At 53.7% G+C, this 18075-nt stretch carries 22 protein-coding genes; 12 read left to right on the top strand and 10 right to left on the bottom strand.

Annotated elements, in window-relative coordinates; all coding sequences use genetic code 11:
- Positions 1-142 precede the first annotated feature (142 nt).
- The gene (locus HFD94_RS11170; RefSeq protein ID WP_022625265.1) at positions 143-427 is read left to right on the top strand and encodes a helix-turn-helix transcriptional regulator; all 285 of its coding nucleotides are present in this window, start codon (positions 143-145) and stop codon (positions 425-427) included.
- Between the two features lie 73 nt (positions 428-500).
- On the opposite strand, the gene murA is transcribed toward HFD94_RS11170, so the two are convergent.
- The 8 genes from murA to HFD94_RS11130 all read right to left on the bottom strand — a co-directional run bounded on the left by murA (position 501) and on the right by HFD94_RS11130 (position 5535).
- Positions 501-1760: a UDP-N-acetylglucosamine 1-carboxyvinyltransferase gene (gene murA / locus HFD94_RS11165; protein WP_010251868.1), complete on the bottom strand. Its 1260-nt coding sequence runs from the start codon at positions 1758-1760 to the stop codon at positions 501-503.
- A gap of 66 nt (positions 1761-1826) precedes the next feature.
- Positions 1827-2084 (bottom strand): BolA family iron metabolism protein IbaG, encoded by a 258-nt coding sequence (ibaG, locus tag HFD94_RS11160; protein ID WP_010251880.1) that lies wholly within the window; start codon positions 2082-2084, stop codon positions 1827-1829.
- 113 nt (positions 2085-2197) lie between these two features.
- Positions 2198-2503 (bottom strand): lipid asymmetry maintenance protein MlaB, encoded by a 306-nt coding sequence (gene mlaB, locus HFD94_RS11155; protein ID WP_010251883.1) that lies wholly within the window; start codon positions 2501-2503, stop codon positions 2198-2200.
- Positions 2503-3138, bottom strand: coding sequence for a phospholipid-binding protein MlaC (mlaC, locus tag HFD94_RS11150; protein ID WP_010251887.1), 636 nt, complete (start codon positions 3136-3138; stop codon positions 2503-2505). The genes mlaB and mlaC overlap by 1 nt, the downstream gene beginning before the upstream one ends.
- Positions 3139-3153: 15 nt before the next feature.
- Complete coding sequence (gene mlaD, locus HFD94_RS11145) at positions 3154-3699, bottom strand: outer membrane lipid asymmetry maintenance protein MlaD (RefSeq protein WP_010251890.1); 546 nt, start codon at positions 3697-3699, stop codon at positions 3154-3156.
- 4 nt (positions 3700-3703) lie between these two features.
- The gene (gene mlaE / locus HFD94_RS11140; RefSeq protein ID WP_010251894.1) at positions 3704-4486 is read right to left on the bottom strand and encodes a lipid asymmetry maintenance ABC transporter permease subunit MlaE; all 783 of its coding nucleotides are present in this window, start codon (positions 4484-4486) and stop codon (positions 3704-3706) included.
- Between the two features lie 4 nt (positions 4487-4490).
- Positions 4491-5306: a phospholipid ABC transporter ATP-binding protein MlaF gene (gene mlaF / locus HFD94_RS11135; RefSeq protein ID WP_010251897.1), complete on the bottom strand. Its 816-nt coding sequence runs from the start codon at positions 5304-5306 to the stop codon at positions 4491-4493.
- Entirely contained in the window at positions 5278-5535 is a 258-nt protein-coding gene (locus HFD94_RS11130; RefSeq protein ID WP_124889623.1) for a hypothetical protein, read from the bottom strand. Before HFD94_RS11130 ends, mlaF begins: the two co-directional genes overlap by 29 nt.
- On the opposite strand from HFD94_RS11130, the gene HFD94_RS11125 reads away from it, so the two are divergent.
- The 11 genes from HFD94_RS11125 to npr all read left to right on the top strand — a co-directional run bounded on the left by HFD94_RS11125 (position 5534) and on the right by npr (position 13514).
- Positions 5534-6514, top strand: a complete 981-nt coding sequence (locus HFD94_RS11125; protein ID WP_010251901.1) for a calcium/sodium antiporter — start codon at positions 5534-5536, stop codon at positions 6512-6514. The two genes, HFD94_RS11130 and HFD94_RS11125, sit on opposite strands and share 2 nt — an antisense overlap.
- A 16-nt stretch (positions 6515-6530) precedes the next feature.
- Positions 6531-7514, top strand: coding sequence for an arabinose-5-phosphate isomerase KdsD (kdsD, locus tag HFD94_RS11120; protein WP_010251903.1), 984 nt, complete (start codon positions 6531-6533; stop codon positions 7512-7514).
- A gap of 13 nt (positions 7515-7527) precedes the next feature.
- Positions 7528-8094 carry a 3-deoxy-manno-octulosonate-8-phosphatase KdsC gene (kdsC, locus tag HFD94_RS11115; RefSeq protein WP_010251905.1) on the top strand — a complete coding sequence of 189 codons (567 nt, stop codon included), beginning with the start codon at positions 7528-7530 and terminating at the stop codon, positions 8092-8094.
- On the top strand, positions 8091-8663 hold the full coding sequence (gene lptC, locus HFD94_RS11110) for an LPS export ABC transporter periplasmic protein LptC (protein ID WP_010251907.1): 573 nt from the start codon (positions 8091-8093) through the stop codon (positions 8661-8663). Before kdsC ends, lptC begins: the two co-directional genes overlap by 4 nt.
- Positions 8638-9189: a lipopolysaccharide ABC transporter substrate-binding protein LptA gene (lptA, locus tag HFD94_RS11105; protein WP_010672013.1), complete on the top strand. Its 552-nt coding sequence runs from the start codon at positions 8638-8640 to the stop codon at positions 9187-9189. Before lptC ends, lptA begins: the two co-directional genes overlap by 26 nt.
- A 5-nt stretch (positions 9190-9194) precedes the next feature.
- Positions 9195-9920, top strand: a complete 726-nt coding sequence (lptB, locus tag HFD94_RS11100) for an LPS export ABC transporter ATP-binding protein (protein WP_003851107.1) — start codon at positions 9195-9197, stop codon at positions 9918-9920.
- Positions 9921-9968: 48 nt separating this feature from the next.
- Entirely contained in the window at positions 9969-11402 is a 1434-nt protein-coding gene (rpoN, locus tag HFD94_RS11095; protein WP_010251911.1) for an RNA polymerase factor sigma-54, read from the top strand.
- 21 nt (positions 11403-11423) lie between these two features.
- Entirely contained in the window at positions 11424-11711 is a 288-nt protein-coding gene (hpf, locus tag HFD94_RS11090; RefSeq protein WP_010251913.1) for a ribosome hibernation promoting factor, read from the top strand.
- Positions 11712-11863: 152 nt separating this feature from the next.
- Entirely contained in the window at positions 11864-12343 is a 480-nt protein-coding gene (ptsN, locus tag HFD94_RS11085; protein WP_010251916.1) for a PTS IIA-like nitrogen regulatory protein PtsN, read from the top strand.
- A 47-nt stretch (positions 12344-12390) separates the two neighbouring features.
- On the top strand, positions 12391-13245 hold the full coding sequence (rapZ, locus tag HFD94_RS11080; RefSeq protein ID WP_010251920.1) for an RNase adapter RapZ: 855 nt from the start codon (positions 12391-12393) through the stop codon (positions 13243-13245).
- A complete protein-coding gene (gene npr / locus HFD94_RS11075; RefSeq protein WP_010251923.1) occupies positions 13242-13514 on the top strand; it encodes a PTS phosphocarrier protein NPr in 273 nt (90 codons plus the stop codon). Before rapZ ends, npr begins: the two co-directional genes overlap by 4 nt.
- A 3-nt stretch (positions 13515-13517) precedes the next feature.
- On the opposite strand, the gene mtgA is transcribed toward npr, so the two are convergent.
- Together mtgA and arcB are read right to left on the bottom strand one after the other, a co-directional pair.
- Entirely contained in the window at positions 13518-14237 is a 720-nt protein-coding gene (mtgA, locus tag HFD94_RS11070; RefSeq protein ID WP_010251926.1) for a monofunctional biosynthetic peptidoglycan transglycosylase, read from the bottom strand.
- 888 nt (positions 14238-15125) lie between these two features.
- A complete protein-coding gene (gene arcB, locus HFD94_RS11065; RefSeq protein ID WP_010251930.1) occupies positions 15126-17459 on the bottom strand; it encodes an aerobic respiration two-component sensor histidine kinase ArcB in 2334 nt (777 codons plus the stop codon).
- Positions 17460-18075 lie beyond the last annotated feature (616 nt).

Below are 18075 nucleotides of genomic sequence, written 5' to 3'. Positions count from 1 at the left end.
CAGATCAGATGCTGGATCCAAATATTACTGGAAACTAATGGGAACTATTTGCTATAAAAACCTCAATCTTTCCAGATAACGGTAAAAAGGAAAGCTCACGTCCTGCGGGACGACGCAATGACAGGGAAAAGGAGAACAGGATATGCAAAAAAGGATGGAAGACTGGCACCCGGCTGACATTATCGCGGCGCTGCATAAGCGTGGAATGACACTCGCGGCGCTGTCACGCGCAGCAGGTCTTAGTTCATCTACGCTGGCTAATGCGCTCACGCGTCCATGGCCCAAGGGCGAATGGTTGATCGCTGACGCGATCAAGGTTCATCCTTGTGAGATCTGGCCCAGCCGCTATTACGATCCCGAGACCCACTGCCTGCTGGATCGCAGAAAACGTATCCGGGCGCCTGTCGATCATTCCGATACCGCCTGAAAACTCAGGCGATCATCAGGCGAAAAAAAACCAGCCCCCAAAGGGGGCTGGCTCTTTCAGAGCATCTGCGGGATTACTCTTCGCTGACGCGCTCGATGTTTGCGCCCATGGCTTTCAGCTTATCTTCGATGTGCTCATAGCCACGATCGATGTGATAAATGCGATCAACAAACGTCGTTCCTTCCGCAATACAACCGGCCAGAACCAGGCTGGCAGACGCACGCAAATCGGTCGCCATCACCTGCGCACCTGACAGGGTTTCAACCCCATGACAGATCGCCGTGTTGCTCTCAATCTCAGCATGTCCGCCCATACGAATCAGTTCCGGGATATGCATGAAACGGTTTTCGAAGATGGTTTCGGTAATCACGCCCGTGCCTTCCGCAACCATGTTTAGCAGTGTGAACTGCGCCTGCATATCGGTCGGGAAACCTGGATGCGGTGCAGTGCGCACGTTGACCGCTTTTGGCCGCTTGCCGTGCATATCCAGACTGATCCAGTCTTCACCGGTTTCGATATCGGCACCCGCATCACGCAGCTTGGCCAGCACAGCATCCAGCGTATCCGGCTGGGTTTTGTGACACATCACTTTGCCACCCGAAATGGCCGCAGCCACCAGGAAGGTACCGGTTTCGATACGATCCGGCAGGACACGATAAACACCGCCACCCAGACGCTCTACGCCTTCGATGGTGATTTTATCGCTGCCTGCACCACTGATTCTGGCGCCCAGGGTGTTAAGGAAGTTGGCGGTATCGACAATTTCCGGCTCACGCGCCGCATTCTCAATCACGGTGGTACCGGTCGCCAGCGTCGCAGCACTCATGATGGTCACGGTCGCGCCGACGCTGATTTTGTCCATGACAATCAGTGCGCCCTTCAGGCGGCCATTGACTGACGCTTTCACGTAGCCCTCTTCCAGCTTGATCTCGGCACCCAGCTGTTCAAGACCGGTGATGTGCAGATCAACCGGACGCGCGCCGATAGCGCAGCCACCCGGCAGGGAAACCTGACCCTGACCAAAACGCGCCACCAGCGGGCCCAGCGCCCAGATTGAGGCACGCATAGTTTTGACCAGATCGTAAGGCGCACAAAATACATCTACCGCGCTGGCATCGACATGCACAGAACCGTTGCGTTCCACCTTCGCACCCAGCTGGCTCAGCAGCTTCATGGTGGTATCAATGTCGCGCAGCTTTGGCACATTCTGGATCTCGACCGGCTCTTCAGCCAGCAGCGCAGCAAACAGAATAGGAAGCGCGGCGTTCTTTGCCCCGGAAATGGTTACTTCACCACTTAAGCGGGTGGGGCCTTGCACACGAAATTTGTCCATTAACACGGCTCTCAATTAACTAGCTAAAGATTGGACTCGCCAGCGACGAGTTCACCCCGCTGGGGATCAGAAACCGTTGAGTTTACGGTCACGCGCCCATTCAGCGGGAGTATAGGTTTTGATAGAGACAGCATGAATGCGGTTATCCGCGATAAATTCCATCAGCGGCGCGTAGACAGCCTGCTGCTTTTTTACGCGGCTCAGTTCGCCAAACAGTTCGCCTACGGCGATCACCTGAAAATGGCTGCCATCATTGCTCATCACATGCACTTCATCTAAAGGCAATGCTGCCATCAGCACGGCCTGAATTTCACTGTTTTCCATTGGGCTTAACTTCACTTAATAATAATAAGGCTGACATAGTAGAGGAAAGCGGCTGACTCTTAAATACGCAAAAGCCCCTGTTGAAAACAGGGGCTTAGCATAACAACCGGAAATCAGGCGCTTTTATCCGCAGAAACAATAATCTGTTGCAGATTGTAAAGCGTTATCAGCGAATGCAGTTTGTCGCTGATGCCCGTAAAGCGAGGGGTAATACCCTGTGCCCGCGCGATTTCCCGCAGGTGCACCAGCAGGGCAAGCCCGGAAGAGTCCACACGCTCCAGCGCCGCGACGTCGATGGTATCGACATCTTTAATCAGCGTTTCACGTTGCTGCCACAGGCTCATCAGCGTGTCGCGATCCAGTTCGCCTTTCAGTAATAGCGTGCTGGCTTCCCGCTCCCAGCGTAACGATTCGTGCATTATTGTTGTTTATCCAGCGTGATTGGCTGTGCCGCAGAAGATTTCAGCTGCGCCGTCAGACCATCGATACCTTTGGTACGTAACAGATCGCTCCACTCATTTTGTTTGGTGGTGATCATGCTGACGCCTTCAGCGATCATGTCATACGCCTGCCAGTTACCGCTCTGGCTATTTTTACGCCACTGGAAGTCGAGGCGAACCGGTGGACGGCCATTTGGATCGATAATGGAAACGCGAATAGCGACAATCTGGGCATCGCCTAACGGCTGCTCAGGTTGAATCTGGTAGCTCTGTCCGTTGTACAGTGCCAGTGCCTGACCATAAGCCTGCGCCAGATAGTCACCAAAGGCGCTGAAGTAGGCTTCACGCTGAGCGGGCGTCGAATCACGATAGTAGCGGCCCAGCACTAACGCGCCCGCATATTTGATCTGCACATAGGGCAGCAGCTCCTGACGCACAATCTGACGCAGGTAGTTAGGGTCCTGCTTGATTTTCGGCTGCTCGTTTTTCAGACGGGTGAACGTCTTTTGCGCCGCTTCATTCATCAGTTTGTAGGGGTTGCTCTGATCGGCTGCGGTTGCCGTCAGCGGTACCGCAACCACCAGCATGGCAATCATCAGTAAACGTTTAAACATGGTATACCCTCTTCTTTAAGGTTGAGCCGGTGCCGCAGGCGCAGCACTGTCGCCTTCCTGCGCATCCTTGTTTTCACTGTTTTGTTTATTATCGCCGCTCTTATAAAGGAACTGACCGATCAGGTCTTCGAGCACCATGGCGGATTTCGTATCGCGCAGCGTATCGCCATCTTTCAGCATCGCCGAACCCAGTTCAGGATCGTCAAATCCTAAATTGAGTGCCAGGAATTGCTCACCCAGCAGTCCCTGAGTGCGAACCGCCAGCGAGCTGGTGTCTGAAATTTTATTCGCATACTGATCGCTGATGTCCATGGTGACACGCGGCAGCAGCGTTTTCGGCTCTAACTCAATGTCGGTCACCCGGCCAATCACCACCCCACCAATCTTGACCGGCGAACTGGCTTTGAGACCACCAATATTGTCAAAGGTGGCGTAGAGCTTCCACGTCGGCTCGGTGCCCATTGACTTTAAATCGGCGACGCGCAGCGCGAGAAACAGCGCCGCCAGCAACGCCATAATCATAAATATGCCAACCCAGATTTCGCTTTTTTTGCTTTGCATTGCATCAATTCCCAAACATCAGTGCTGTCAGCACAAAATCCAATCCGAGCACCGCCAGTGACGCGTGCACCACAGTGCGCGTCGTCGCGCGACTGATCCCTTCAGAAGTTGGAATCGCATCATAGCCGTTAAACAGCGCAATCCACGTCACGGTAATGGCAAATACCGCACTTTTAATCAGGCAGTTAACCACATCGGCACGAAAATCGACGGCATTCTGCATCGCCGACCAGAAGAAACCGGGATCAATCCCTTTCCAGCTCACCCCGACCAGCGCCCCACCGGCAATCCCTACCGCGGTAAAAATCAGCGTCAGTAACGGCATACTGATAAAACCGGCCCAGAAGCGCGGCGAGACCACCCGGCGCAACGGGTCAACCGCCATCATCTCCATACTGGAGAGCTGTTCGGTGGCCTTCATCAGGCCGATTTCGGCGGTCAGCGCAGACCCTGCCCGTCCGGCGAACAGCAGCGCGGTCACAACCGGCCCCAGTTCGCGCAGCAATGACAGCGCCACCAGCATACCGAGGCTGGTTTCCGCGCCATAGGTGTTTAAGACCAGATAACCCTGAAGGCCAAGCACCATGCCGATAAACAGACCGGAAACCACGATGATCAGCAGCGACAGCACGCCGACGCTATAAAGTTGTTTAATCAGTAGCGGCGTGTGTCTGCGGAACGCTGGTTTGCCCACCAGCGCATGAAAGAGCATGAGTCCTGCGCGTCCAAAACTGGCGCACGTTTCAATTCCCTGACGTCCAAATGTCGCCAGCGCCTTCAACACCATCAGTTTAGTTACTCCCTGAGCCGGTTAAATCAGCGAGATAGTCGCCGGCAGGAAAACGGAAGGGAACCGGACCATCCGCATCGCCATCAATAAACTGGCGAACGCGCGGGTCATTGTTCGCTCGCAACTCCGGCGTGGTGCCGTGTGCGATAATTTTTTGTCCGGCCACGATATAGGCATAGTCCGCAATACTCAGTACTTCCGGTACGTCGTGCGAGACCACAATACAGGTCAGGCCCAGAGCATGGTTCAGTTCATCAATGAGTTTTACCAGCACACCCATCGTGATCGGATCCTGACCGACGAAAGGCTCATCAAACATGATCAGTTCCGGCTCCAGCGCGATAGCGCGCGCCAGTGCCACACGACGCGCCATTCCGCCCGACAGCTCCGCGGGCTTCAGTTGGGCCGCGCCACGCAGACCCACCGCTTCCAGCTTCATCAGCACTGTGCTGTGCAGCAGCGGAGGAGGCAGACGGGTATGTTCACGCAGCGGCCAGGCAACATTTTCATAGACCGTCAGGTCAGTAAACAGCGCGCCAGACTGGAACAGCATGCTCATTTTTTTGCGCGCTTCGTACAATTTAGTGCGAGACAGTGACGGAATGTTTTCACCACGGAAAAAGATTTCACCGCTGGTCGGCTGAAGTTGCCCCCCAATCAAGCGTAGCAGCGTGGTTTTTCCTATCCCCGACGGCCCCATTATCGCCGTCACTTTGCCTTTTGGCACGGTCAGCGAAATGTCATCGAAGATGGTGCGATCTCCGCGCGAAAAACTCACGCCACGAACCTCAACCAGATTCGATTGCTGCTGGATCATTATAACCTCTTGTAAGGATCGGGCGTAAACATGGGGTACGATGGTAGCCTGTTCGGTCCTGATTCACGATAGCTTTACAGAAACTTACCGCTAAGATTTGGCGAAAATGGTCATTAAATTTACTTTTGCCGTCCGGACGGTCAAAATCAGCGCCTGTCTCGCCAAACAGAACCTTAAACCGGTCGGGAAAGGCATTGCCGGCCTGGGTTTTTACGCAAGGATTTTTCATGTTCGTAGCTTCTGCACTGCTGATTATCGGTTTGCTTTTACTGGCATATGGTGCCGATCGTCTGGTGTTTAGCGCCTCTATACTGTGTCGATCATTTGGCATCCCGCCACTGATTATTGGCATGACCGTTGTCAGCATCGGCACCTCGCTGCCAGAGATGATCCTCTCCTTTTCCGCCGCGCAGCATGGCCAGATGGATCTTGCTGTTGGCACCGCGCTCGGCTCGAATATTACCAATATTTTACTCATCCTGGGTGCCGCTGCGCTTATGCACCCGCTCAGCGTCCATTCTAATCTGATACGCCGTGAACTGCCGTTAATGTTGCTGGTTACCCTGCTCAGCGGTTTCATGCTGTTTGACAATCAGCTTAGTCGACTGGATGGAATAGGCCTGATCGCCATTGCCGCGATTTATCTGATGGTGGTGATTCGCATTGCGCGTAAAGCAGAACGGGATAACAACGACACCCTGACCCGCGAGCAGCTGGCCGAGCTGCCACGCGAAGAGAGCGGAAATACGGTGGCCTTTCTCTGGCTGGCCGTCGCGCTGATTATCCTGCCGATGTCGACACGAATGGTGATCGACAATGCCACGGCGTTTGCCGACTATTTTGGCGTCAGCGAACTGGTGATGGGCCTGACGCTGATCGCCGTGGGCACCAGCCTGCCCGAGCTGGCAACGGTTATTGCCGGTGCGCTGAAAGGCGAAGATGATATCGCGATCGGCAATCTGATCGGCGCCAACATTTATAATATTGCCATTGTGCTGGGTCTGCCGGCGCTGATTCACCCTGGCAGTGTCGATTATCACGCCTTCGCCCGTGATTACTGGGTGATGCTGGGAGTCAGCGTGCTGTTTGCCCTGCTCTGCCTGCTACGTCGCCGCCGCGTTGGCCGAACGGCAGGCTTATTTTTACTCTGTGGTTTCTTCGTCTGGGTGACGCTGCTGTGGATGCAGCCGGCATTCATGGACGGCTAACAAGGACAGACTCACTATGTCATATCAGCAACCAACAGCATTTGATTTCCAGCAGGCGGGGAAAACCGTACTGCGCATTGAGCGCGAAGGTCTGGAACAACTCGATCAATATATTAACGACGATTTCGCCCGCGCCTGCGCCCTGATCTACGCCTGTCAGGGTAAAGTGGTGGTGATGGGCATGGGCAAGTCTGGCCATATCGGCAAAAAAATGGCGGCGACCTTTGCCAGTACCGGCACGCCCGCTTTTTTTGTTCATCCGGCCGAAGCCAGCCATGGCGATCTGGGCATGGTGAGCAAAAATGATGTGGTCATCGCCATCTCCAACAGCGGTGAGTCGAACGAAATCCTCGCGCTGATTCCGGTTTTAAAGCGTCAGCACATTACGCTGATCTGCATGACCGGACGGCCTGACAGTGCGATGGGCCGGGTTGCCGATGTGCATCTGTGTGTCCATGTTCCGCAGGAAGCCTGCCCGCTGGGTCTGGCACCGACCACCAGTACCACGGCCACGCTGGTGATGGGTGACGCGCTGGCGGTTTCGCTGCTGGAAGCGCGCGGCTTCACCGCCGAAGACTTTGCTTTGTCCCATCCTGGCGGTGCGCTGGGCCGTAAACTGCTGCTGCATGTGGCTGATATCATGCACAGTGGCGATGAACTGCCGCACGTCACACGGGACGCCTCGCTGCGCGATGCGTTGCTGGAGATTACCCGCAAAAATCTGGGGCTGACGGTGATCGTCGACGACCTGATGAAAATTGAAGGTATCTTTACCGATGGTGACCTGCGCCGCATCTTTGATATGGGCATCGATTTCCAGCGCGCCACCATCGGGGAAGTGATGACGCCAGGTGGCATCCGCGTCCGGCCTAATATGCTGGCGGTGGAAGCCCTGAACCTGATGCAGACCAAAAACATTACCTCGATTCTGGTGGCCGATGACGACCATCTGCTCGGTGTGGTACATATGCATGACATGCTGCGCGCTGGCGTAGTCTGAACAGGAAGAGAAAATGCAACAGGCAACCCACCCGATTGAAACCTGCTACGGCCCGGTCAGCGCTGACGTTATGGCGCGCGCCAGCAGGATTCGTCTGCTGATCTGCGATGTCGATGGCGTGATGTCCGACGGAGTGATCTACATGGGGAATAATGGCGAAGAGCTGAAGGCATTCAACGTGCGGGACGGTTACGGCGTTCGCTGTTTGCTGACCTCCGATGTGGAAGTGGCTATTATTACCGGCCGCAATGCCCGTCTGATGGAAGATCGCTGCAAAACGCTCGGCATCCGTCATCTTTATCAGGGACAATCGGATAAGCTTTTGGCCTATCGTGAACTTCTGGATAAACTGTCTCTTTCCGACGACCAGGTCGCCTACATCGGTGACGATCTGATCGACTGGCCGGTTATGGCGAAAGTGGGATTAAGCGTGGCGGTGGCGGATGCACATCCGATCCTGTTGCCGCGCGCGCATTATGTCACGCGGATTGCCGGTGGACGCGGTGCAGTTCGCGAAGTATGTGACCTGATCTTAATGGCGCAGAACAAATTTGAGGATGCCAAAGGGCAATCAGTATGAGTAAAAGCAGGCGTTGGATAACGCTGATTCTGACCTTGATTGCACTGGTTTTGATCGGCTGGAATCTTACTAACCAGGATGACGATGGCACGCCAGTCGGGACGGACAGTCAGTCACCGACCTACACCAGTGCTGATTCACACACTGTGGTTTATAACCCGCAGGGCGCGCTGTCATATAAACTGGTCTCTGACAAAGTGACCTATTTCTCGGATGATGAACTGAGCTGGTTCGACAATCCGGTCATGACCACCTTTGATGAGAACAAAATCCCTACCTGGACGTTACGCGCGGATAAAGCAAAGCTCACCAAAGATCGTATGCTTTACCTGTATGGCCATGTTGAGCTGAATACGCTGACGCAGGATTCTCAGCTTGAGCGGATCAAAACCGATAACGCCCAGATTAATCTTGTCACTCAGGACGTTACCTCTGATGACCAGGTGACATTGTATGGCCGCAGTTTTAACTCCACCGGCATGAAAATGCGCGGCAATTTACGGACAAAAAACGCCGAGTTAATCGAGAAGGTCAAAACCTCTTATGAAATTCAAAATGAACAAAAATAGCCTGAAGCTTTTACTGGCCAGCATGCTGCTGGCAACCAGCGTTCCGGCGCTGGCTCTGACCGGTGACTCGGACAAGCCCGTCAATATTGACTCGCAGAATCAGGCGCTGGATTTGCAAGGCAATGTCGCGACCTTTACCGGCAATGTCATCGTGACGCAGGGCTCAATTAAAATCACGGCAGATAAAGTCGTGGTGACCCGTCCGGGCGGCGACAGCAAGAAAACCATCGTTGACGCCTACGGTAATCCCGCCACCTTCTATCAGATGCAGGACAGCGGTAAGCCGGTGCAGGGCCATGCCGCAAAACTGCACTATGAACTGGCTAACGATTTCGTTGAACTGACCGGCAATGCGTTCATTGAGCAGCAGGACAGCAACATCAAAGGCGATCGTATTACCTACCTGGTGAAAGAGCAGAAAATGCAGGCTTTCAGTCAGGGCCAGAACAAGCGCGTCACGACTGTACTGGTGCCGTCGCAACTTCAGGACAAAGGTTCGTCCAACAGCGGAAAGAAGAGTAACTGATAGCTATGGCCACATTAATCGCAGAAAACCTGGCGAAGGCATATAAAGGCCGTCGCGTGGTAGAAGATGTCAGCCTGCAGGTAAAATCCGGCGAGATTGTCGGCCTGCTGGGCCCGAACGGTGCCGGTAAAACCACCACCTTTTACATGGTAGTGGGCATTGTGCCGCGTGACGCTGGCCGCATTATTATTGATGATGAAGATATCAGCATCCTGCCGCTGCATGCCCGTGCGCGTCGTGGCATCGGCTATCTGCCGCAGGAGGCATCGATCTTCCGTCGCCTCAGCGTCTACGATAACCTGATGGCGGTCTTGCAGATCCGTGACGATCTGACCGAAGAGCAACGCCAGGATCGTGCCCGTGAGCTGATGGAAGAGTTTCACATTGAGCACCTGCGCGACAGCATGGGCCAGGCACTTTCGGGTGGTGAGCGACGTCGTGTTGAGATTGCACGGGCACTGGCGGCTAATCCTAAATTTATCCTGCTGGATGAACCTTTTGCCGGTGTTGACCCCATCTCCGTTATCGACATTAAGAAGATCATTGAGCATCTGCGTGACAGCGGCCTCGGTGTGCTGATTACCGACCATAACGTACGTGAAACGTTAGCGGTCTGTGAGCGGGCTTATATCGTCAGCCAGGGGCACCTGATCGCACACGGCACACCGAATGAAATTCTTGCGGATGAGCAGGTTAAGCGGGTTTATTTGGGTGAAGAGTTCAGACTCTGATAAGGTGTCGTTAATACCGATGTTTACCTGGGAACGATCATCCTGTCTATGAAGCAAGGTTTACAACTCAGGTTCAGCCAACAGCTGGCAATGACTCCGCAATTGCAACAGGCGATTCGCCTGCTGCAACTCTCTACGCTTGAACTCCAGCAGGAGCTTCAGCTTGCGCTGGAAAGTAATCCGCTGCTTGAGCAGACTGACCTGCATGAAGAGATCGATTCACGGGAGTCTTCAGAGGCCGAGGCGCTGGATACACGTGAAGCGCTTGAGCAGAAAGAGATGCCTGATGAACTGCCGCTGGATGCGACCTGGGATGAGATCTACACCGCGGGTACGCCTTCCGGCACCGGCACCGATTACCAGGATGATGAGTTACCGGTTTATCAGGGCGAAACAACCCAGTCGCTGCAGGATTATCTGATGTGGCAGGTCGGACTGACGCCGTTCAGCGATACCGATCGCGCTATTGCCACCTCTATTGTCGATGCTATTGATGACACCGGGTATCTCACCGTTTCGCTTGAGGAGATCCTTGACAGCATCGGCGATGATGAGCTCGAAGCGGATGAAGTTGAAGCGGTGCTGAAACGCATCCAGCGCTTTGACCCGATTGGTGTTGGCGCGCGCGACCTGCGTGACTGCCTGCTGGTGCAGCTTTCACAATATGCGCCCGAAACGCCGATGCTGGCAGAAGCGCGCCTGATCGTCAGCGAACATCTCGATCTGCTGGCAAACCACGACTTCCGCAGCCTGATGCGGGTCACACGCCTCAAAGAAGAGGTGCTGAAAGAGGCGATGCTGCTGATTCAGTCGCTGGACCCGCGTCCGGGTCAGTCGATCAACACCGGCGAACCAGAATATGTCATTCCCGATGTGCTGGTGCGTAAGATCGGCAGCCGCTGGACGGTTGAACTCAATGCCGATAGCGTGCCACGCCTGAAGATCAATCAGCACTATGCGGCAATGAGCGGCGCGACGCGAAACGACAGCGACAGCCAGTTCATTCGCAGTAATCTGCAGGAAGCCCGCTGGCTGATTAAGAGCCTGGAAAGCCGCAATGATACCCTGCTGAAAGTGACGCGCTGTATTGTTGAGCAGCAGCAGGCCTTTTTCGAGCAGGGTGAAGAATTTATGCGCCCGATGGTGCTGGCGGATATCGCCCAGGCCGTTGAGATGCACGAATCGACCATCTCCCGCGTTACCACGCAGAAGTATCTGCACAGCCCGCGTGGCATTTTTGAACTGAAGTACTTTTTCTCCAGTCACGTGAATACCGAAGGTGGCGGTGAAGCCTCCTCTACCGCGATTCGTGCCCTGGTGAAAAAATTAATTTCGGCGGAAAATCCAGCCAAACCCTTGAGCGACAGTAAACTGACCTCCATGTTATCTGATCAGGGGATCATGGTGGCACGGCGTACCGTCGCCAAATATCGTGAGTCTTTATCCATCCCGCCATCGAACCAGCGTAAACAACTGGTTTGAAAGAAATGAGAAGGAAGACCTATGCAGCTGAACCTGACCGGGCAACACGTTGAAATCACTCCACCTCTGCGTGAATTCGTCAACGGTAAATTTGCCAAACTGGAACACTATTTTGAACATATCAATCAGGTCTATATTGTCCTGAAGGTTGAGAAAGTCACGCAGGTGGCTGACGCAACACTACACGTGAATGGTGGCGAGCTGCACGCCACATCCGAAGCGGAAGATATGTATGCGGCCATTGACGGACTGATCGATAAGCTCACCCGTCAGCTGACCAAACACAAAGATAAACTGAAAAAACACTAACCTTCACGCTAGCGACGCGCGCCTGGCGCGCAGAGCCGACAGGATGGGGCGGATAATCCGCCCCGTTTTGTCATCTGAGCAGGCGCCGTTTGTCACACGCGTCAATACGCGCTGGCGGTGAATGGCCTGGTGAACACGCAAGTGAAACGATAATGAACAACGATCTCACACTGGAATTGAGCACAGTGCTTTCGCCAGACTGCACCCGCAGCGGCGTCCACTGCCAGAGCAAAAAACGTGCGCTGGAAATCATCAGCGAACTGGCCGCTAAGCAGCTCAACCTGCCGCACCAGACGCTTTTCGAAGCGATCCTGACCCGCGAACGCATGGGCAGTACCGGTATTGGTAACGGGATAGCCATCCCGCACGGCAAGCTGGAAGAGGATACGCTGCGCGCGGTTGGGGTGTTTATCAGCCTCGAACAGCCGATTGCGTTTGATGCCGTCGACAACCAGCCGGTCGATCTGTTGTTTGCCTTACTGGTCCCGGCTGACCAGTGCAAAACACATCTGCACACCCTGTCACTGGTGGCAAAGCGTCTGGCAGATAAAACGGTTTGCCGTCGTCTGCGCGCAGCGCAGAGTGATGAAGAGCTCTATGCCATTATTACGGAAGTCCAGTCGGAGCAGTAACGCGTCTTTACCGGCCGGGTGCCGGTTTTAAAACGGGAGAGAAGGTCATGGTGCTGATGATCGTTAGCGGTCGTTCAGGCTCGGGGAAGTCAGTGGCGCTCCGTGCGCTGGAAGATATGGGATTCTACTGCGTTGATAACCTGCCGGTCGTGCTGCTGCCTGAGTTAGCTAACTCACTGGCTGAGCGCAATATTTCGGCGGCGGTCAGCATCGACGTGCGTAATATGCCCGAATCCCCGGAAATTTTTGAAACCGCACTGAATAATCTGCCTGATACATTTTCCCCTCAGCTGCTGTTTCTCGACGCCGATCGCAACACCCTGATTCGTCGTTACAGCGATACGCGCCGTCTGCATCCCCTCTCCAGCAAAAACCTCTCGCTGGAGAGCGCGATTGATGAAGAGAGCGATCTGCTGGAGCCACTTCGTTCGCGTGCCGATCTGATCATCGACACCTCAGAGATGTCGGTGCATGAGCTGGCAGAGATGCTGCGTACCCGCCTGCTGGGCAAGCGTGAACGTGAGCTGACCATGGTGTTTGAGTCGTTTGGCTTCAAGCATGGCATTCCGATTGACGCTGACTATGTATTTGACGTGCGCTTTCTGCCCAACCCCCACTGGGATCCCAAACTGCGCCCGATGACCGGCCTCGATCGTCCTGTGGCGGCCTTCCTTGATCGCCACACTGAAGTGCATAATTTTATCTACCAGACGCGCAGCTACCTTGAACTCTGGCTGCCGATGCTGGAGACCAATAACCGTAGCTATCTTACCGTGGCGATTGGCTGCACCGGCGGTAAACACCGCTCAGTCTATATTGCAGAACAGCTGGCAGATTACTTCCGTTCACGGGGTAAGAATGTGCAGTCACGCCATCGTACGCTGGAAAAGCGCAAATCATGACCGTCAGACAAACTGTAGAAATCAAAAATAAGCTGGGCATGCATGCACGTCCGGCGATGAAGTTATTTGAGCTGGTGCAGAGCTTTGATGCCGAAGTATTACTGCGTAATGAAGCGGGCACTGAAGCCGAAGCCAGCAGCGTGATTGCGCTGCTGATGCTCGACTCGGCAAAAGGCGGCCACATTGAGATTGAAGCCAGCGGCCCGGAGGAGATCCCGGCGCTGGCAGCGGTCATTGAGTTATTTGAAGCGGGTTTCGATGAAGATTAACGCTTAATCGAGCTGATTACGCTGCAGGAAGCCTTCCCCGCCAAGCTGGCGCATCTGACGCAGTATCCACTGCTGCCGCTCTCTGACATAGCCTGAGGGTGCAGCAGCACGATAACGTATCGGATTAGGCAGCACCGCTGCCAGTAAGGCGGCATCTGCTGCGGTCAGCCGGCTGGCAGGCTTATGGAAATAACGTTGAGAAGCCGCCTCAACGCCAAAGATGCCGGGCCCGAACTCCGCAATATTGAGATAGACGGTTAAAATACGCCGCTTCGTCCAGACCGTTTCAATTCCTACCGTCAGACCCGCTTCCAGACCTTTACGCACCCAGCTGCGACCATCCCAGAGGAACAGATTCTTCGCCGTCTGTTGAGACAGCGTGGACGCCCCACGCATCCGGCTATCGCTGTTATCCAGTACAGACTCAATCGCCGCCACATCAAAGCCCCAATGGGTGGGAAACTTTTGATCTTCTGAGGCGATAACGGCCAGCCCCATCCAGGGCGAAATCTCGTCATGGCCGACCCAGTCTGAATGGGCGACATAACTAAAATCACCGCGTAACCAGGCTCCAATCTGTCGTTCAGCCATCACCGCTGAGAACGGCACGGGTAAGAACGAAAAGAGTAAAATGCCCGCCAGCCATATTCCCAGCCACACCAGTACGATACGACCAACAATACGTCTGATACGCTGTCCGACGCTTCCTTTATGCTTGTTCATGCAATCTTCCCACACTTGTTTCAGACGTTAATCAATCACTCATGTAATCACTGCTAAAAAAGCAGCCTTTTTACGATTATCGCTGAAAACTGACAGGCTGTTTCCAGACTTTATTCAATCATTTTGCATCAACATGCTGCAACAGTTCGAAATAGTTCAAGTACTTCCGCAAAAAAGGAATCGGTTCCATTCATTGCCATTGCTTAGCATCTTTCCAGATAAACACTTAATCATGAGTAATAAGCGCCCGCATGAATCATTTACCATGCTTAACTGTTATTGTTTTCTTAATCCTGCCGCGCCTAAAGGTTAATCAGAATTATCGTTATAACGGATAAATAAGCAGCGCTTAATAGCGTCACGGGTTGCCAGAATGGCACTATTTCCTTCCAGGAATAACCCTGATAGCAGAACGACAGAAGGACAAACTTTTAGATTCTTTTTTATCATTCCAAATCGTTTTGGATAATTCGTGTCATTTCAGGCAGCGCGCTTGCAATATCAGCGCGTTAGCCTCACTCAAAAGGCAAATGTTAACGGCGGCTCACTTTGGTGCTGCTCAGCCTCAGTTTCCCTGCCCGGCAGCATTAAAACTACACGAAAAAGCGTAAAACTGATTAAAATAGCAGCAACACAGCACAGAAATTAATTCCTTACTTGACTGTGTTGCCAAATTAATGTTTTCTGTATTTAAACGCTGCTCAATATCACAAATTTTAATGAATCTTGTCGCATGAGAAGATGAATTTGCTAAGGTGATGACAGTGTTAACCAATACCCTGCGGCTGCATTAATTATTCAAATCATAGCGGCCGCAATGATTTCCCTGGTGTTGGCGCAGTATTTCGCGCACCCCAGCCTCGGCTGGGGTCATTTTTTTCCGGGGTATCACTTATCCTGCTCTGCCACCCAGTCGCGTAATACCTGCACATCGTGTCGCCATTCATGCTTCAGCTCATCAATCCATTCACCTACATTGTCCCACCACGCCGGTAACTCCGGACTCTGAATCTGTTTCGCCAGCATCTGCAAACGCTGCAGCCCGACCGAACCCGCCGCCCCTTTGATTTTGTGTCCCTCTTCAGCAATGCCTTTCTGATCGCGCGCCATCAGATTCGACTCCAGCACCGCAAGGTAGTCCGGCATCATCTTTTCAAACATCGTCAGGCTTTGGGTAATCAGGCTGGGACCAACCAGCTCGATATACTGTTCGAGCATCGCGACATCCAGCAGCATCCGGGTTTTGTCATCGCTGACATCAGCGATCTCCTCTTCCGGTTCTGCCTGATAATCCCAGTACTTTTTAATCATCGCAGTGAGTGCCGGCACTGCCAGCGGTTTGCTGAGCACGTCATCCATTCCCGCGTCGAAGTACTCTTTTTTGTCTTTGAGAACATTGGCGGTAAGAGCAACCAGCGGGGGCAGATGCGTTCCCTGGTACTGCTGGCGAATCGCACGTGAGACATCCAGCCCGGTCATATCGGGCAGCTGAATGTCCAGCAGCACCAGGTCAAACTCCAGCGGGTCAAACATCGCCAGCGCCTCACTGCCGGTCATGGCGACCTCTACACTGCAGCCCAGCTTCTCCAGTACCGAGCGCGCGACAATCACATTAAGCTCAATATCTTCAACCAGCAGCACGTGCAGCGCAGGCAGTGGCAGGCTGTCGTCCACGCCTTCATCCTCCACCTCTTCAGCAATGCGTGGCGCTTTAATCTCTACGGTGAAGCAGGAACCCTGTCCCGGCGCACTGTGCACCCGGATATCACCGCCCATCGCCTGCGCCAGGCGGCGTGATACTGCCAGCCCGATGCCGGTACCGGTAGCCGGTTTACCGCCATGCTGATCTTTGACCTGATAATACATAGCGAAGATCTTGTCCTGCTCCTCCTGACGGATACCCATGCCGGAGTCCTGCACCTCAAAGCGCAGCGTCTCGTCCTGCTCATAGGTTACCCGCACCACGATCTCGCCCTGCTGGGTGAACTTCACGGCGTTACCAATCAGGTTCCACAGAATCTGGCGCAGACGCGTTCCATCGGTCGAGATCATATGCGGCAGCGGCAGTTGCGGCGCGAGCACAAACTTCAGCCCTTTCGGCTGTGCCAGCAGGCCAGAGAGGTTTTCTAAATCGGCCAGGAAACCGGTGAAGTCGAGCGGCTGATTATCCAGCTGTACTTTACGGCGCTCGATTTTGTCCACCTCAATCACATCATTGAAGATATTGCCCAGCGTGATGGCGGAGACGTGGATGGTTTTGAGATATTTCAGCTGTTCCTGATTAAGGTCGGTGTCCAGCAGGATGCGGCTCAGGCCGACAATGCCATTAAGCGGCGTACGAAGCTCGTGGCTGATCGTAGAGATAAAGGTGGTCTTCTCCCGGCTGGCGTTCTCTAACGCGTCCTGATAGCGCTTACGTTCGGTTATATCGCGGCCAAAGCCCATCAATCCGCTGCGCTTACCCACGCGGTCGTAGTAAGGCACTTTACGGATCTCGAAGCAGGCTTTGCGTCCGTCGGGATATTGCAGCCACTGTTCATAGGTCAGCGAGACGTTGTGGCGGAATACCTTTTCGTCCGTTTCCAGCACCTTAGTGGCCGCTTCATCATCATAGATATCGCGCGGCGTCAGGCCAATCAGCTGCTTTTCGCTTTTGCCGGTCAGCAGCTCCATTGCACGGTTGCAGCCGGAGAACTGTTTATCGATGTTGCGATAGAACACCAGGTCAGGCGAGGCATCCAGGAAGGAGCGCAGGAAGGAGGATTGCTGTTCCAGCTCAATCTGTGCCTGCTCACGACGCGTTACCTCTTCACGCAGCTTATCCATCACCTGTTCGCGTGCCAGCTCCGCCTTTTTACGATCGCTGATCTCCTGATTCAGCTGCGTAATAGTCTCTTTCATCTGCTGATTGAGTTCCAGATCGCGGGTACGCATCTCTTCCAGCTTATCCACCAGCCGTGCCAGTCGTTGCCGTGACTCCTCCAGCTGATCGACCACCACTGAGAGAAAATAGACCGCCCAGGGCGTGATCAGCAGCCCGAAGAAGACCGAACGCACCACGTCAATACTCTCGACATGGCCCCGCAGTACCATCGTGACCGCCATCTGGACAATCATCGCCAGCACCACCAGCGCAGACGCCAGCAGCAGCGAGAACCTCACCAGTCCAAGCTTCACCATTAAATCAACGTAGTACTGCGCCAACAGACGAATTTGTTTCATAACAACTCCCTGGAAGAGAAACAGCCTCATAATAGCGCAGTTAACCCGCTGCCGTCGCAGCACGTCGCGTGGAGATAAGGGATCAAATGCGCTTTTATGGTGCAGCAGCCTCGCCGATCGGCGACGTTAAGGACAAAGCGGTTAAAACCCTTGACTGACTGTGCCAAATGAATAATCTGTAAGGCCGCCAGCGAATCACCGATTTCTCTGTACGGCCTTTTTTCAATATCCTGGCAGCGTCCTGTTGCACAGGCACACCCTTTCATATGCATAGCCATTCATCTTTAATGCTGTTTTAAGCATGCCCATGCTGATTAATTTTTCTTATAACCAACCGCGGTTTCATTCAAATAGCCGGACATAAGAAAAACAGATACATGCTATGCATCATGGGTGCTGAACAGCATTTAATGCTGCTTAACACCCTGTCACCAGCATGGTGCAGAGATCTGACGCCTGCACTACAGTGAGTCAGTTCACATTTATCGGCCTGTCGCCAGGCACCAGAGTGATACATTTTAAACCTGAAAAATTATTAAATTCATACACTTAAACAGATAAAACGCCTGATAATCCCGTCTGACCGCCCTATTTGACCTGATTACGCTTTCCCGAT

The organism is Pantoea sp. EKM20T (assembly GCF_011800485.1).
Lineage (GTDB): Bacteria > Pseudomonadota > Gammaproteobacteria > Enterobacterales > Enterobacteriaceae > Pantoea > Pantoea agglomerans.
Note: the sequence above shows the minus strand (reverse complement) of the source record. Positions and strands in the feature narration are given on the sequence as shown.